Below are 15,560 nucleotides of genomic sequence, written 5' to 3'. Positions count from 1 at the left end.
TCAGTCGTCAATTTTCAGCACCGCCATGAATGCCTCCTGCGGGAGCTCGACACTGCCGACCGCCTTCATGCGCTTTTTGCCTTCCTTCTGCTTTTCGAGCAGCTTGCGCTTGCGCGTGATGTCGCCGCCGTAGCATTTTGCGAGGACATCCTTGCGGCGGGCGCGCACATTCTCGCGCGCGATGATTTTGCTCCCGATGGCCGCCTGGATGGGGATCTCGAACATCTGCTGGGGGATGATTTCCTTCAGCTTGGCCGCGAGCTGGCGGCCGCGTGCGGCGGCACGGTCACGGTGAACGATGGTCGAGAGCGCGTCCACGGGGTCGCCGTTGAGGAGGATGTCGAGCTTGACAAGATTGCTGGTCTGGTAGTCGATCAGCTCGTAGTCGAGGGAGGCGTAGCCGCGCGTGGCGGATTTCAGACGGTCGAAGTAGTCGTAAAGGATCTCGTTCAGCGGGATGTGGTAGATGACGGTGACGCGCGTCGCGTCGAGGTAGTCCATGGTCTGGAATACGCCGCGTTTTTCCTGTGAGATCTCCATGACGGCGCCGACGTAGTCCTTTGGTACGATGACGGTCGCCTTGACACACGGCTCCTCGATGTGCTCGATCTCGGTCTGGGGCGGGAGGTCGGCGGGGTTGCTGACCTCCCGCATGGTGCCGTCCGTGCGGTAGACGTGGTAGACGACGGAGGGCGCGGTCATGATGAGGCCGAGGTTGTACTCGCGCTCAAGACGCTCCTGGATGACGTCCATGTGGAGGAGGCCGAGGAAGCCGCAGCGGAAGCCGAAGCCAAGGGCGATGGAGGTCTCGGGCTCAAAGACGAGGGCGGCGTCGTTGAGCTGGAGTTTTTCGAGTGCCTCGCGGAGGTTGTCATAGTCCTTGCTGTCCTCGGGGTAGAGGCCGCAGAAGACCATGGGCGTGACGCCGCGATAGCCCGGCAGCGCCTCGGCGGCGGGGCGCTCGGCACCCGTGACGGTGTCGCCGACGCGCACGTCACGCACGTCCTTGAGTGCGCCTGCGATAAAGCCGACCTCACCCGTGCGGAGCTCGCCCGTATCGACAGGACGCGGGCGGAAGCAGCCGACGTCCGTGACCTCGAAGGTCTTGCCCGTCGCCATGAGTTTCAGCTTCATACCCTTTTGGATCACGCCCTCCTTGACGCGCACGTGAGCGATCACGCCCTTGTACGCGTCGAAGTAGGAGTCAAAGATGAGCGCGCGCAGCGGTGCGTCCGCGTCGCCCTCGGGCGGCGGGATGTAGGCGACGACAGCGTCGAGGATTTCCTTGATGCCGATGCCGGTCTTGGCCGAGGCGAGGACGGCGGCACTCGTGTCGAGGCCGATGCTGTCCTCGATTTCCTCCTTGACGCGCTCGGGCTCGGCACTTGGCAGGTCGATTTTGTTGATGACGGGCACGATCTCGAGGTCGTGCTCGAGCGCGAGGTAGACGTTCGCCAGGGTCTGTGCCTCCACGCCCTGCGCCGCGTCCACGACGAGGAGTGCGCCTTCGCACGCGGCAAGGCTGCGCGAGACCTCGTAGTTGAAGTCGACGTGTCCCGGCGTGTCGATGAGGTTCAGCTCGTACAGTTCCCCGTCCTCGCCGCGATAGTCGAGCCGCACGGTCTGTGCCTTGATGGTGATGCCGCGCTCGCGCTCGAGATCCATGCTGTCGAGCACCTGTGCCTCCATCTCGCGCTCACTGAGTGTCCCCGTGTACTCGATGAGGCGGTCGGCAATGGTGGATTTTCCATGGTCGATGTGGGCGATGATGGAAAAATTGCGGATATGCTTCTGCTCCATAGATTCCCTTTCCTATATAATGACGTCGAATACGTCGCGCTGTGTCTCGGTCACGCGGATCTCCACCGTCCCGTGCTCCGCCGCGAGCTCCGCGCGCAGGAGGCCGGCGAGGACGGGGAGAACGGGGCGCTCCGTGCCGAAATGCCCCGCGTCGATGAGGTGCATGCCCTGCTCGGCGGCGCGCTGTGCCTCGTGGTACTTGACATCCCCCGTGAGGTAGACATCTGCGCCGCGCCGTACGGCTGTGTCGATAAACTCCGCGCCCGCACCGCCGACAACGGCCACGCGCCGTACGGGGCGATCGGCGGCACGTACGAGGCGCACGTGGGAGACGCCGAGCCGCTCGCATACGCTATGGGCAAAGTCATCGATGGCGACGGGGGCGGGGAGCGTGCCGATGCGTCCGAGGCTCTCCGCGCTGCCGTCCGCCTGCGCGGCCATGATGAAGCTGCTGAGCTTTTCCAGTCCCAGACGCTCTGCGAGGACGTCGTTCACGCCGCCGCGCGTGATGTCGAGGTTCGTATGCGCTGCCGCGACGGCGATGCCGTGCGTAAGGAGCGCGGCGAGCCGCCGTCCGAGCGGGAGGTCGGTGCGCAGCTGCTTCATGCCGCGAAAGATCGCGGGGTGATGCGCGACGATCATGTCCGCTCTGCGTTCGATGGCCTCGGCAACGACAGTGTCGTCCACGTCGAGCGCGACGAGGATGCGCTCCACCTTCTGCGAGAAGCTGCCGACAAGCAGTCCTGTGTTGTCCCAGTCCTCCGCCAGATGGCGCGGGGCGATGCGTTCGAGTGCGTTCATGACGACCTGACAGCTGAGCATGTGTGACCTCCTTAGATGCGTTGGGTTTTCGATGGGGGGAGTTGCGTAAAATGATGTGAGTTCTTTTGATGCGCTGCGCTATCGTTTTTGGTGTCCGTTGACAGCTCTCTTCAAGGCGCCCCCACCACCGCAAGCGGTCCCCCTCCCCCGTTGTGACGGGGGAGGCTTAAGGAACGCTCGGTTTCTCCCCTGTTCCGACGGGGGAGGCTTAGGGAGCGCTAGGTTTCTCCCCCCATTTCGACGGGGCTTAGGGTGTTCGTCGATCCGCATGGATGAGCGCCTGCATTGTCCGCAGTGCCGCCAAGAGTGACACCGTTTCGCGGTACTCCGCACTCCGGCGTGCCTCCGCGCTCCCCTCCATGCCCTCCGCGGCACGAGCGAGCCGTGCCGCCTTGCGCGCAATGTGCTCGCCGAGGAGCGGGTCACGCTGCTGAACGAGCTGTGTGCCGATGTGGAGCAGTGCCGGCTCGGGCATCGCCGTGTGTCCGTGCACGGCGCGGATGATCTCATAGAGATGTCCCCCCGCACGGGCGAGTGTCTCTTTCTCGATCGTCCAGTCATGCGCATAGAGCCAGCGGCGCAGTTTCTCCGCACCGTTCATCGGTTGGAGGACGAGCGTCCCGACGTCCCCGAGGATGTCCTGTGCCCCCGCAAGGATATCGGCGATGAGCGCGCCGCCCATGCCCGCGATAACAATGCTCTCCGCCTCGCCCGGGAGGAGGACGGAGAGCCCGTCCCCCTGCCGCACGTCAACCTGCTGTGTGAGCCGCTGTGCGCCGACCGTCCGCCGCGCCGCCGCGCACGCGCCCGCGCTGAGGTCACCGACGACCGCACGCGGCGCGTGCCCGTGCAGGACAAGCGTCGCTGCAAGGTAGGCATGGTCTGCGCCGATGTCCGCCAGTGTCGTTCCGTGCGGAACAAGCGCCGCAATCGCCGCCAGCCGCGCATCGAGCTGCATAGCCCCCCTCCTTGTCGTTTCACTATGCGGGGCACATCCCCGCAAACAAATATAAGAAAGGAGTGTAACCTCTCCGTTACACTCCAAAAATTCAAATGGCTCCTCGAACTGGACTCGAACCAGTGACATTCTGATTAACAGTCAGACGCTCTACCGACTGAGCTATCGAGGAATGTGTCAGACAAGCGTATTATAAAGGCTGTATGCCCCGCTGTCAAGAAAAATGTTGGCTGCAGTTTCGCCAACTACTCAAGGAAGTCCCGCAGCACCTTGCTGCGGCTCGGGTGGCGGAGTTTGCGCAACGCCTTGGCCTCGATCTGGCGGATGCGCTCGCGCGTCACGCCGAAGCTCTGCCCGACCTCCTCCAGTGTGCGCGAGCGCCCGTCCTCAAGGCCGAAGCGCAGGCGCAGGACGTTCTTCTCGCGGTCGGTCAGTGTCTCCAAGACCTCCTCGAGCTGCTCCCGCAGGAGCATGAACGATGCCGCCTCCGCCGGTGCAGGCGCCGCCTCGTCCTCGATGAAGTCGCCGAGGTGGGAGTCCTCCTCCTCGCCGATCGGCGTCTCCAGCGACACGGGTTCCTGTGCGATCTTCATGATCTCGTGGACGCGTGCGACGCTGATGCCCATCTCCTTTGCAATCTCCTCGGGGCGCGGGTCGCGGCCGAGCTCCTGCAGGAGCTGGCGCGAGATGCGCACGAGCTTGTTGATCGTCTCAACCATGTGCACGGGGATGCGGATCGTACGCGCCTGGTCGGCGATGGCACGCGTAATCGCCTGCCGGATCCACCACGTCGCGTATGTGCTGAATTTATAGCCCTTGCTGTAGTCGAATTTCTCGACCGCCTTCAGGAGGCCGAGATTCCCCTCTTGGATGAGATCGAGAAAGAGCATGCCGCGTCCGACGTAGCGCTTCGCGATGCTGACGACGAGGCGCAGATTCGCCTCCTCCAGACGATGCCGCGCTTCCTCATCGCCCGCCTCCATACGCTGAGCGAGAGCGACCTCCTCCTCTGCCGTGAGGAGGGGGACGTGGCCGATTTCCTTCAAATACATACGGACGGGGTCGCCCAGCGAGATGCCCTCGGGCACGGAGAGGTCGATCTCGACCTCCTCCTCCTTGTCGGGGCCATCCTCTTCTGCCGCCTCCCCCGCCGCCGCCACATCATCGACAATCTCCACGCCCTCATCGCTGAAGCGTTGGTACATATCGTCCATCTCGTCGGGGGACATATCCTGTTTTTGCAGCGCGTCGATGAGCTCACCAAAAAGCAGCGACCCACCGTTCTTTTTGCCTTTGGCAAGCAGTCGCTCAATGATGTCGGTGCTCGGCGCTTTCTTTTGCTCCGTCCCCTCTGGCATAGGGCTGTCCTCCTGTCGATGTTGGGTAGGCTCTCCCACCTTACGCGTCAAAATTTCCCTGTAGTTTGCGCAGACGCACGGGATGTCTGAGTTTCCGCAGAGCCTTGGCCTCGATCTGGCGGATGCGTTCCCGCGTCACGCCAAAGTTCTGTCCAACCTCCTCGAGGGTGCGGGAGCGTCCGTCCACAAGGCCGAACCGCAGACGCAGCACCTCCGCCTCACGCGGGGCGAGCGTCGTCAGCACCTCCGAGATCTGTTCTTTGAGCAGCAGCATGGACGCCGCATCTGCGGGGTCGGGTGCCGCCTCGTCCTCGATAAAATCGGAAAGATGTGTGTCCTCCTCCTCGCCGATCGGCGTCTCAAGGGACACGGGTTCCTGCGAGATCTTCATGATCTCACGCACGCGCGCCACACTCAGTCCCATACGGTGCGCGATCTCCTCCGACGTCGGGTCGCGGCCGAGCTCCTGCAGGAGCTGACGCGAGACGCGGATATACTTATTGATCGTCTCGACCATGTGCACGGGGATGCGGATCGTGCGCGCCTGGTCGGCGATGGCACGCGTGATCGCCTGCCGGATCCACCACGTCGCATAGGTGCTGAATTTATAGCCCTTGCTGTAGTCGAATTTCTCGACCGCCTTCAGGAGCCCGAGATTCCCCTCTTGGATGAGATCGAGGAACATCATGCCGCGCCCAACGTACCGCTTCGCGATACTGACGACGAGGCGCAGATTCGCCTCCTCCAGACGGTGGCGTGCCGTCTCATCGCCCGCCTCCATGCGGCGTGCGAGATCGACCTCCTCCTCTGCGGTCAGCAGGGGAACGCGCCCGATTTCCTTGAGGTACATGCGGACGGGGTCGTCGAGCGCAACACCCTCGGGTACGGAGAGGTCGATATCGACATCAGCGTCCGTCTCGTCCTTATCCTCCAAATCATCGGCGAAATCCGCTGCGTCATCCTCTGCACCGACATCGGCATCGTCGATGATCTCGATGCCCTCATCCATGCAGCGCTGATACAGCGCATCCATTGCGTCGGGGGTCACGCTGTCCTGCGCGAGCGCGTCCATCAGCTCACTGCAGGTGAGTGTCCCACCGTTTGCTCTGCCTTTCTTCAGCAGATCCATGATCTCTACAGGCGTAGCCGTCTGCTCCGTTTCTTTTCGTAATGCCGCGATCTGCACGCTGCCCCCTCCTTTCAGTTCGTATTTTTTCTAAATAGTTACTATTACTTATTATATCGTTCATCGCAGGTCGTTGTTAAAGGAATCTGCATATTTATTCCTGTGTGCCGATGTTGGCAAGCTCATCCTGAATGCGCTTCACTTCGTTTAATTCGTCAACGTAGCCCGCTTTTCCTTCCTGCATCATCGTTTCTGCGCGATGTGTATGCTGTGCGAGGGCAGCGGTCAAATGCGCCCGCCGAAATACCGCGAGCGCACCTGCGCGTGCCTCCGACGTGGGCGGCTCCTCGACCAGCGCACGCGTGATCTCCGCGCTCTCCTCCGCCGGCTGCGCCGCGATAAAATCCGCATCAATCACGCCCCCCGCCGCGATCTGCGCGGCAACGGCGCAAAAAATCGTGCCGAAGAATTCATCGGGAAACGCATCGAGCGGCACGGCCGCCGTGATCTGCGCGAGGAAATCGGGATCCTGCCGCACGGCCGCGATGAGCTGTCGCCCTGCGCGCTGCAGGGCACGATCCGCACGTCGTACGGGCGTGCCCGCAGTGGGTGCGGCAGGTTCCTCTGCCGCACCACCGCGCCGCAGCCAGCGGCGCAGAGCATCGGCAACGACCCCCTCGTCGAGAAAGAGCTCCGCCGCCGTGCGGCGCACGTATGCAGCGCGCTCCACAGGATCCAGCTCCGCGAGGACGGGCAGCATCGCGCGCAGAGCCGTACGCTGTCCCTCGATGCCGTCCGCCATCTGCGCGCGGATATGGCGCAGGTGGAAGGCGGGCGCGGGCACGGCTGTCTCGACGAGGGCGCGGAACGCATCCGCGCCGTGCGTGCGCACGTACTCATCGGGATCCTTGCCGTCGGGCAGAAGGAGGACGCGCAGCTCCGCCGCGCGCCCATGCACCGCCGCGAGCGCGCGCAGGGTCGCCTCCTGTCCCGCGCGGTCGCTGTCGTAGCAGAAGACAATGCGCGGGGCGCGGCGCAGGAGCAGGGCGGCGTGGTCGCTCGTGAACGACGTGCCGAGCGTCGCGACGACGTTGTCAACGCCCGCCTCCCACGCAGCAATCGCGTCCATGTAGCCCTCGACGACGATGGTATAGCCCGCGCGGGCAATCGCACTGTGCGCACGATCCATGCCAAAGAGAAGCTTTCGCTTGTTAAAGACAGGCGTCTCCGCCGTATTGAGATATTTCGGCTGGGCATCGCCGAGCGCACGTCCGCCGAAGCCGACAACGCGCCCGCGCTCATCCGCGATGGGGATGATGACACGTCCGCGAAAGCGATCGTAGATCCCGTCCCCACGCTCACGCCGCACGGCAAGCCCCGCATCGACGAGGACGTGCTCCGCGACGCCGCGCTTTTGGAACGCATCGGAGAGCTTTGACCACGCATCCGGGGCAAAGCCGATGCCGTAGCGTTCGATGGCCACGTCCGTGATGCCGCGCCCCGCGAGATATGCCTTGCCCGCCGCGCCGTAGCGCGTCATGGTGAGGCAGTTGTGAAAGAAGTCACGTGCGAGCGCGTTTACGCGGCGCAGGTCGTCGAGGGCGCGCAGGCGCGCCTCCTCCTGTGCGTCGCGCTTGCGTGCGGGGCGCTCGATGCCGAGCTGCTCCGCCTGCCGCAGGATCGCCTCAAACGGGGTGATGTGCTCGATGAGCGAGAGAAATTTGAACGCATCGCCGCCCGCATGGCAGCCGAAGCAGTAAAAAAAGCCTTCCGACGGCACAACGGAAAACGATGCGGTCTTTTCGCTGTGGAACGGGCAGCAGCCCCAGTAGCGGCTGCCCTTGCGCTTCAGAGATACATAGCTCTGCACGACGGCGAGGATGTCCGTTCCTGCGCGCACCTGCTGCACGAACGCCTCCATCCTCGGGTCACGCATAGGTTTCTCCTTATATTGGTTTGATGGTCATCTGATCGACGGGCGGGATGTAGATCTCGCGGAACAGCGCGACGGCGTAGCTGTCCGTCAGCCCTGCCACGTAGTCCACGACGCACTGCTCGCGCCCCCACCGCTCCGCCCGCGCGATAAACTCGCGCGGCAGCGTGTCAAAGTACACGGTGAAGTGATCCATCAGCGCACGCAGGACATAGCCCGCCTGTGCGCGCTCGTGCGCGAGCGTCTTGGAATGATAGATGTGCTCGAACATAAAGCTGCGGAACGCATCCATCACATGCTGCACCTCCGGAGAGAGCGCCGCGTCGCCGCGTGCCTCCGAGGTGACGATCATATCCGACACCATACTTGTGATCATCGCCGACGTATCCGTACCGAACGCGTCGCGCACCTCTGCCGGCAGATCATCCGCCGTGAGGAGCCCCGCACGCAGGCTGTCGTCATAGTCGTGGCAGAGGTAGGCGATGCGGTCGGCGATGCGGACAATGCGTCCCTCAAACGTCGACGGCATCCCCTTTCCCGTGTGGTTCAGGATGCCGTCGCGCACCGCGCCCGTAAGGTTCAGCCCGTGCCCGCCGCGCTCTAGGATCTCCACCATGCGCAGGCTCTGCTCGTTGTGGGCAAAATGCCCGAGGATCTCCTCCATCACCGCCTCGCCCGCATGTCCGAACGGCGTATGTCCGACATCGTGCCCGAGGGCGATCGCCTCCGTCAGATCCTCGTTGAGCCGCAGACTCCGCGCGATCGTGCGCGAGATCTGCGCCACCTCAAGGCTGTGCGTCATGCGCGTGCGGTAGTGGTCGCCCGCCACGATGTAGACCTGCGTCTTGTGCTTTAGCCGGCGAAAGGACTTGGAATGCAGAATGCGGTCACGGTCGCGTTGGAACTTTGTGCGAAAGGGGCACTCCGCCATCGGATGACTGCGCGATGCATCCACGCTGCGCGCCGCCAGCGGCGACAGCAGAGCCGCCTCCTGCTCCTCCAAACGCTCACGTACCGTCATGGCTGCACCTCCTATTTGACGACCATGACGGGGATCTTCGACTCCTCCACCACCTTCTGGCTGACGCTGCCAATAAATACGCCCTTGAGGAGGCCGAGACCACGGCTGCCCATGATGATGATATCCGCCTTCTCCTCATCGGCCAGCTCCAGAATGCACTTGGCGACGTGCCCGCTCTTGACGTGCTTGCGCGCCGTCAGGCTCTCGGGCAGCTTCTCCCAGATACGGTCAAAGACGATATGGCTCGGGATATCCTTGTTGATGTTGCTCGCGACGTAGACAAAATCCAGCTCCGCACCGCATTTTTCCGCGATCGAGAGCGCCTCGTCCACAGCCTTGCAGCCGTTGACCGAACCATCCACAGGGACGAGAATCTTCTTGATGTCACTCATCATAATCCCTCCTAATTTGCTGCATATTGTTAGTTACGTTATCTGTATATTTCGATGATAAAACGGCAAATCCTTTTTCTGTGAAAAAAAAGTATTACAGCAGCCCCTCCTCGGCAAAGCTGAAGAAACCGTCCCGCGCGACGACGACATGATCCGTCACAGGGATGCCGAGCAGTTTCCCCGCCTCGTACAGACTGCGTGTGAGGCGGTGATCCTCCGCGCTCGGCGTGGGGTCGCCGCTCGGGTGGTTGTGTGCGACGATCACATGCGCCGCGCCGCAGCGGATCGCGGGCTCGAATACCTCGCGCGGGTGCACCAGCGCATTCGTGAGCGTCCCCGTCGACACATCGGCGAGCATCAGCAGCTCGTTCTTTGCCGAGAGCGGCAGGACGAAGAAGTGCTCGCGTCGCTCCGCATGGCAGCGCGCCGAAAGGAGCGTCATCACATCCGCCGCCTCGTTCAGGTGCGGCATCCCGTGCGTCCCCGCGTAGGCGCGTCGGCCGAGCTCTAAGGCGGCGAGTACCGTCGCCGCCTTTGCCCCGCCGATGCCCGGGATGCGTGCAAACTCGGCGGCTGGCATGCGCAGGATCGCCGCGAGCCCCTCCTCCCGAAACTGCGCGACGATGCCGCGTGCGAGATCGAGGACATGCTCTCCCGTCCGCCCCGTCCGCAGGAGAACGGCCAGCAGCTCCGCGTCGCTGAGCACTGCTGCCCCATGCGCCAGAAGCCGCTCGCGCGGCAGCTCCCCGTGCGGGAGGTCAGAGAGAGGCATCGTCCGCTGCCTCCATGATGACGCCCGCCGTGCGCGCGAGTGCCGCCACGGCGTAGAGAGGCAGCCCGACGACATTCGAGAACGAGCCGTGGATCTCCTCGATGTAGACGGCCGCGCGCCCCTGAATCGCATACGCCCCCGCCTTGCCCATCGGTTCGCCCGTCGCCACGTATGCGGCGATCTCCGCCGGCGACATCGGCGCAAAACGCACCGTCGTCTCCGTCGCGTCCGTGACCACGCGTCCACCCACGACCCACGCGATCCCCGTCAGTACCGTGTGCTGACGCCCCTCCAGCAGGGAGAGGATGTGGCGCGCCTCCTCGGCGTCGCGCGGCTTGCCGAACGACTTGCCGCCGAGGACAATCGCCGTATCCGCCCCGAGGACGGCGTGGTCGGGGTACTCCGCCGCCACCTTGCGCGCCTTCATCAGCGCATTGTAGATCACATCGTCGCGCGGGTGCTCCCCGTCCTTGCGCTCCTCGACAGCGGGCGTAATCGAGACGAACTGCGCCCCGATCTGGCGCAGGAGCGCGCGGCGGCGCGGCGATGCTGATGCAAGAATAAACATAGCTCCCTCCTGCCTGATGATACTCCCTGCTCTCCATGCAGAGCACAGAAAGCAAATATTTCTTGGTCAAAAAGAGAGACACCGAAACTGTGTCGGTGTCTCCCACAATTTTCCTGTATTTATTTGATTCGCGCAAACGCTCTATTTTCCTGCAAAGAATAATTTTCTTTTATCCTTTAGAAATCAGAGCAGATAGCGCACGTAGACGTAGACCGTCGAGAGGACGATCGTGAGCAGCATGAGCGGGAAGCCGATCTTGAAGTAACGGACGAAGCTGATGTGTACGCCGCGCTCCGCCGCCATCCCCGCCACGATGAGGTTCGCCGATGCGCCGACGAGCGTCCCGTTGCCGCCGAGGCACGCGCCGAGTGCGAGCGACCACCAGAGCGGCTCGAGGTTCGTGATGCCCATCGCGCCCATGTTCTGAATGAGCGGAATCATCGTCGCGACGAACGGAATGTTGTCCAGCACGGACGAGATGATCGCACTCATCCAGAGGATGAGGAGCGACGTTGCCGTCAGGTCGCCGCCCGTCGCATTGACCGCCGTCTCCGCGAGCTGGGCGATGATGCCGACCTCGATCAGACCGCCGACCGCGATAAAGAGGCCGATGAAAAAGAAGATCGTCGGCCACTCGACCGCATGCATCGCCTTTTCCACGAGATGCTCGCTGCCGCCCGCGAGGAGGAGCAGCAGGAAGCCGCCCGTGAGGGCAATGAGCGAGGACTCAATATGCGTAAAGGAGTGCGTGAAAAATCCGAGGATCGTCAGCCCCAGCACGAACAGTGCACGCTTCAGCAGGGCGTGATCCGTGATCGCCGCCTTCTCGTCCATCTGCATCAGCTCTGCCTGCAGCTCCGGCGTCGTCACGAGCTGCTTGCGGTAGATCGTCGACATGATAAAGAGCACAACCACCATACAGACAATGGCGATCGGTGCGAGATGTTCGATGAACATGACGAAGGTCAGTTCCTTGACCGCACTGCCGATCATAATGTTCGGCGGGTCGCCGATGAGGGTCGCCGTTCCGCCGATGTTCGAGGCGATGATCTGCGTCAGCAGATACGGCATCGGATCGAGTTTCAGAATCTTTGTGATGCTGAACGTCACCGGCACCATGAGCAGCACCGTCGTCACGTTGTCGAGGAAGGCGGAGAATACCGCCGTGATCACGCAGAGGTAGACGAGGATGCGGCGCGGCTCCGCCTGTGCAGATTTCGCCGCCTTGATGGCGACGTAGTCAAAAAGCCCCGTCTCCTTCGTCACGCCGACCAGCACCATCATCCCGACGAGCAGCCCGAGCGTCTCAAAGTCCACATGGTGCAGCGCGACCTCCTGCGAGAGGATGCCGAGCAGCATCATGAGCACTGCGCCGATCATCGCGGCGACCGTGCGGTGAATCTTCTCCGACACGATCACCATATACATCACGACAAAAATGATTGCGGCCAAGGTTTCCATAGATGCGCCTCCTTTGTCTTGGGAAGCACTGATACATTTGGTTTCTCATTTTATCAGTGATTCCGTGGGGGTGTTCTACTGACGTGCGGCACAGCCGCCGCACGCACGACTTTGTTCATCTTATCACAAGCCTGTGATTAGTGACAAGTTTTTTTCCGCGTACAATTTTTCTTTCGCACTTGCGCGTGTTGTGTGGTGTTTTTCACAAAACAGGGTGCGCTGCGCGTGTGCCTCGGTGCAGTCGATGGGCAGCGGAGCCCTGCGCCTCATTCCACTGTGCGCCGCAAACAGGCTCCATTGGTCGCGATCACGTTCCTATACCAGTGGAATGATCTCTTGCGGTGCCGCGCGAGCGTTCCCGTCCCGTCGTCATTTCGGTCAACGTAGATGAAGCCGTAACGCTTGCTCATCTGCGCGGTCGATGCGCTCACGAGGTCGATGCAGCCCCACGTCGTATAGCCCATGACGGGCACGCCGTCGGCGATGGCCTCCTCCACCTGCACGAGGTGATCGCTTAGATAGTCGATGCGGTAGTCGTCCTCCACCGTCATGCCGCCCGCGCCGTCCGCGACGAGCACGTCCTTTGCGCCCAGCCCGTTCTCCACGATGAAGAGAGGCTTCTGCCAGCGATCATAGAAGCGGTTCAGCACGAGCCGCAGCCCCTGCGGGTCGATCTGCCAGCCCCATTCGCTCGCCCTCAGATACGGGTTTTTCTTCCCGCCGAGGATGTTGCCGCCGCCCGCCGTACCGCCTGCGCCCTCACAGATACTGACGTAGTAGCTGAACGAAACGAAGTCCACCGTGTGCTCCCGCAGGAGGCGCAGCTCCTCCTCCGTCGCCCTGATCTCGATGCCGTTCTCACGAAAGTACCGTTTCATATAGCCGGGGTACACACCGCGTACGTGCATGTCGCCGAAGAAGTCGTTAAAATGCTCCGCCTGCATGACGGCGATCATGTCGTCGGGTGCGGGGGTCAGCGGATAGGTCGGCATCGCGAGGATCATGCAGCCGACCTTGGCGTCCGGGATGATCTCATGCCCGATCTTGACCGCGCGTGCCGAGGCAACGAACTCATGATGACATGCCTGATAGAGATCCGACAGCGACAGCTCCGCCTTCGGCGTCATGATGCCGCCCGAGAGCAGCGGCTCGTGCAGCACGGAGTTGATTTCGTTGAACGTCAGCCAGTATTTTACTTTATCTCGATAGCGCGTAAAGATCGTGCGCACATAGCGTTCGTAGAAGCCGATGAGGTCGTGGCTCATCCAGCCGTTGTATGTTTTCGTAAGATGAAGCGGCGTCTCGTAGTGCGAGATCGTGACGAGCGGCTCGATGCCATGTCGCAGACACTCGTCAAAGAGATCATCGTAGAACTGCAGCCCCGCCTCGTTCGGCTCCGCATCGTCCCCATTCGGATAAATGCGGCTCCACGCAATCGACGTGCGGAACACCTTGAACCCCATCTCGGCAAAGAGGGCGATATCCTCCCGATACCGATGGTAGAAGTCAATCGCCGTGAGCTTCAGATTGTCCGCGGTCGGCTCCTCAGTCGGCGCCCCCATGATGCCGTGCGGCATGATGTCCTGTATGTCGAGCCCCTTGCCGTCCGCATGGTACGCGCCCTCACACTGATTTGCGGCGACCGCCCCGCCCCAGAGGAAATCCTTCGGAAATGTCATACTGTGCTCCTTTCCCCATATCACAGGAAAATACTTCCCTCACCGTGCTTCTTTATCCATGCGACGACCAAATCGACGCATACAAAAAGATGCGGCATAAACGCATACATGACACCGGACTCGCTCTTGGCAAAGTAAAGCTATAGCCCCTTTTCCCCCGTTGCAGACATGGTCTCAGGAAGGAAGTGCACCTCTACACGGTGTTTTGCTTTGTCCGAAATCCATTCGGTCAGGCGATGGCGCGACGCTTCGTCCATATCGGCGTTAAGATAGATAAACGCAATCTGGTTTTCCTTCAGAGCTGTCGATGTATCCCCTCCTGTTCCGGCAGGTTCGCGTACACTCCCGACGGCGATGCGGGAGATCTCCGGGAAAACGATGCGCGCCTCACGATTCCAGTCCAATATGTACATTCCTTGCTTCTCCCCTTCCTCGCGGGCAGATTTGAGTGCGGTCACAGTCTGCTGCTCCTGAACAGAGGGAATCGCTCTTTTTCCTGTCTCACTGAGCCTCTGATCGATCATCGCCTCCATTTCTTCACGGTCTTCCGAAGAAAAGATTTCTAGGTGAAACGGTTTGAGCTGTGTCTTTTGATGCAATTTCTCCGTCAATTCCACAAGATCATCCTTCGATATTCTAGCGATTGTAAAAACCGTCAGCGTTTTCTTCTCGTTATCCAAGGTATAGGAGATGGCAATGTGCGGAGGTGTTTTGAAATTCTCCTCAAAAAAGATTTTCGCCTGCTCGTTCTCCAGATTTTCCTGCACGCTCTGATACGCCGCGAAACAGCTGGGCAGCGTGACAAGGATGGCTAAGGCCATCAGATAGCGTTTTTGTCTTGAAAATTCTACGGAGTCCTGCTCAATCTTCGATGGGATGTCAATGAGTTTCAGGACAACAAATGCAGTCAGACAGATAAAGAAGCTATTGATGAAGAACAGATAGAGTGCCCCAACAGCGTACGCCGCTACTCCCGCAGCAATCCCATATCCTGCGGTGCAGAGTGGAGGCATCAGAGCCGTTGCAATCGCAACCCCCGGAATAACATTTCCGCCCTCCTTGCGTGTTATCCCGATGATGCCTGCCAGCCCGCCAAAGGCAGCGATTAAAACATCCCAGATGGTCGGCGATGTCCGTGCAAGCAGCTCCGAAGAGGGGGCATCGATCGGCGTGAGGGAAAAATAAAGCGTCGATGCAGCAACTGAAATGAGCACTTGGGCGAATAGATTACCTGCACCGGAACGTATATACGTGCTGTCATAACGGGCAAGCCCATAGCCAATCCCAAGGATCGACCCCATCAACGGCGAGATCAGCATCGCTCCGATAATGACCGCCGTACTATTCATATTGAGACCGATGGAGGCAATAAAGATCGCCAGTATCAAAACGCTGAGATTCGTCCCCCGAAATTGGATACCAGCGTTGACCCGCTTCGTAATTTCCTGTGTCGAAGCAATATCACCACGTAAGTCAAAGAAAATTTTTAGCTGATTCCAAATCAAAATTTATCTCCTTCGCTTTCTGTCAGCTGCAAGTAAAAAGGTTGCTGCACGGCCTGTTTTGTTCCCTGCAGCAGCTCCATTGCTGCGCGCTATGCTCTTGTTATACGCAAAAAAAATGCGGCGTGCTGCCGCATCAAATTCATCGGTATTTCCTCAAGCATCCGC

13 protein-coding genes and 1 tRNA gene are annotated in these 15,560 nt (G+C 61.1%); all 14 read right to left on the bottom strand.

Annotated features, from left to right (window positions below; translation table 11 throughout):
- A complete protein-coding gene (gene lepA, locus ADJ74_RS05395) occupies positions 1-1,800 on the bottom strand; it encodes a translation elongation factor 4 (RefSeq protein WP_050342507.1) in 1,800 nt (599 codons plus the stop codon).
- 12 nt (positions 1,801-1,812) lie between these two features.
- Positions 1,813-2,622, bottom strand: coding sequence for a Nif3-like dinuclear metal center hexameric protein (locus tag ADJ74_RS05390; protein ID WP_050342505.1), 810 nt, complete (start codon positions 2,620-2,622; stop codon positions 1,813-1,815).
- Positions 2,623-2,869: 247 nt separating this feature from the next.
- Positions 2,870-3,580 (bottom strand): class I SAM-dependent methyltransferase, encoded by a 711-nt coding sequence (locus tag ADJ74_RS05385; protein ID WP_050342503.1) that lies wholly within the window; start codon positions 3,578-3,580, stop codon positions 2,870-2,872.
- Positions 3,581-3,676: 96 nt separating this feature from the next.
- Positions 3,677-3,752, bottom strand: a tRNA-Asn gene (locus ADJ74_RS05380).
- Between the two features lie 73 nt (positions 3,753-3,825).
- A complete protein-coding gene (gene rpoD / locus ADJ74_RS05375) occupies positions 3,826-4,938 on the bottom strand; it encodes an RNA polymerase sigma factor RpoD (RefSeq protein WP_050342501.1) in 1,113 nt (370 codons plus the stop codon).
- 40 nt (positions 4,939-4,978) lie between these two features.
- Positions 4,979-6,124 (bottom strand): RNA polymerase sigma factor RpoD, encoded by a 1,146-nt coding sequence (gene rpoD, locus ADJ74_RS05370; protein WP_084708963.1) that lies wholly within the window; start codon positions 6,122-6,124, stop codon positions 4,979-4,981.
- Between the two features lie 94 nt (positions 6,125-6,218).
- On the bottom strand, positions 6,219-8,000 hold the full coding sequence (dnaG, locus tag ADJ74_RS05365; protein WP_050342498.1) for a DNA primase: 1,782 nt from the start codon (positions 7,998-8,000) through the stop codon (positions 6,219-6,221).
- A 10-nt stretch (positions 8,001-8,010) separates the two neighbouring features.
- Positions 8,011-9,018 carry a deoxyguanosinetriphosphate triphosphohydrolase gene (locus tag ADJ74_RS05360; protein WP_050342496.1) on the bottom strand — a complete coding sequence of 336 codons (1,008 nt, stop codon included), beginning with the start codon at positions 9,016-9,018 and terminating at the stop codon, positions 8,011-8,013.
- Between the two features lie 11 nt (positions 9,019-9,029).
- Positions 9,030-9,413, bottom strand: a complete 384-nt coding sequence (locus ADJ74_RS05355; protein WP_170950735.1) for a universal stress protein — start codon at positions 9,411-9,413, stop codon at positions 9,030-9,032.
- Between the two features lie 91 nt (positions 9,414-9,504).
- Entirely contained in the window at positions 9,505-10,182 is a 678-nt protein-coding gene (radC, locus tag ADJ74_RS05350) for a DNA repair protein RadC (protein WP_009753256.1), read from the bottom strand.
- Positions 10,169-10,750, bottom strand: a complete 582-nt coding sequence (locus ADJ74_RS05345) for a nucleoside triphosphate pyrophosphatase (protein WP_050342491.1) — start codon at positions 10,748-10,750, stop codon at positions 10,169-10,171. Before ADJ74_RS05345 ends, radC begins: the two co-directional genes overlap by 14 nt.
- 183 nt (positions 10,751-10,933) lie before the next feature.
- Complete coding sequence (locus ADJ74_RS05340) at positions 10,934-12,211, bottom strand: SLC13 family permease (RefSeq protein ID WP_050342489.1); 1,278 nt, start codon at positions 12,209-12,211, stop codon at positions 10,934-10,936.
- A 266-nt stretch (positions 12,212-12,477) separates the two neighbouring features.
- Positions 12,478-13,890 carry a glycoside hydrolase family 1 protein gene (locus ADJ74_RS05335; protein ID WP_050342487.1) on the bottom strand — a complete coding sequence of 471 codons (1,413 nt, stop codon included), beginning with the start codon at positions 13,888-13,890 and terminating at the stop codon, positions 12,478-12,480.
- Between the two features lie 140 nt (positions 13,891-14,030).
- Entirely contained in the window at positions 14,031-15,395 is a 1,365-nt protein-coding gene (locus ADJ74_RS05330) for a DUF389 domain-containing protein (protein WP_050342485.1), read from the bottom strand.
- Between the last annotated feature and the right edge of the window lie 165 nt (positions 15,396-15,560).

This window comes from Selenomonas sp. oral taxon 478 (genome assembly GCF_001189555.1).
In the GTDB taxonomy this organism is placed as follows: Bacteria; Bacillota; Negativicutes; order Selenomonadales; family Selenomonadaceae; genus Centipeda; species Centipeda felix.
The sequence above is the reverse complement of the archived record's forward strand: the minus strand, read 5'-3'. Positions and strand labels throughout refer to the sequence as shown.

What these genes read in the sequence shown, in the direction of transcription:
- lepA (WP_050342507.1), bottom strand. Translation starts at nt 1,800, where the DNA reads ATGGAGCAGAAGCATATCCGCAATTTTTCCATCATCGCCCACATCGAC.
- ADJ74_RS05390 (WP_050342505.1), bottom strand. Translation starts at nt 2,622, where the DNA reads ATGCTCAGCTGTCAGGTCGTCATGAACGCACTCGAACGCATCGCCCCG.
- ADJ74_RS05385 (WP_050342503.1), bottom strand. Translation starts at nt 3,580, where the DNA reads ATGCAGCTCGATGCGCGGCTGGCGGCGATTGCGGCGCTTGTTCCGCAC.
- rpoD (WP_050342501.1), bottom strand. Translation starts at nt 4,938, where the DNA reads ATGCCAGAGGGGACGGAGCAAAAGAAAGCGCCGAGCACCGACATCATT.
- dnaG (WP_050342498.1), bottom strand. Translation starts at nt 8,000, where the DNA reads ATGCGTGACCCGAGGATGGAGGCGTTCGTGCAGCAGGTGCGCGCAGGA.
- ADJ74_RS05360 (WP_050342496.1), bottom strand. Translation starts at nt 9,018, where the DNA reads ATGACGGTACGTGAGCGTTTGGAGGAGCAGGAGGCGGCTCTGCTGTCG.
- ADJ74_RS05355 (WP_170950735.1), bottom strand. Translation starts at nt 9,413, where the DNA reads ATGATGAGTGACATCAAGAAGATTCTCGTCCCTGTGGATGGTTCGGTC.
- radC (WP_009753256.1), bottom strand. Translation starts at nt 10,182, where the DNA reads ATGCCTCTCTCTGACCTCCCGCACGGGGAGCTGCCGCGCGAGCGGCTT.
- ADJ74_RS05345 (WP_050342491.1), bottom strand. Translation starts at nt 10,750, where the DNA reads ATGTTTATTCTTGCATCAGCATCGCCGCGCCGCCGCGCGCTCCTGCGC.
- ADJ74_RS05340 (WP_050342489.1), bottom strand. Translation starts at nt 12,211, where the DNA reads ATGGAAACCTTGGCCGCAATCATTTTTGTCGTGATGTATATGGTGATC.
- ADJ74_RS05335 (WP_050342487.1), bottom strand. Translation starts at nt 13,890, where the DNA reads ATGACATTTCCGAAGGATTTCCTCTGGGGCGGGGCGGTCGCCGCAAAT.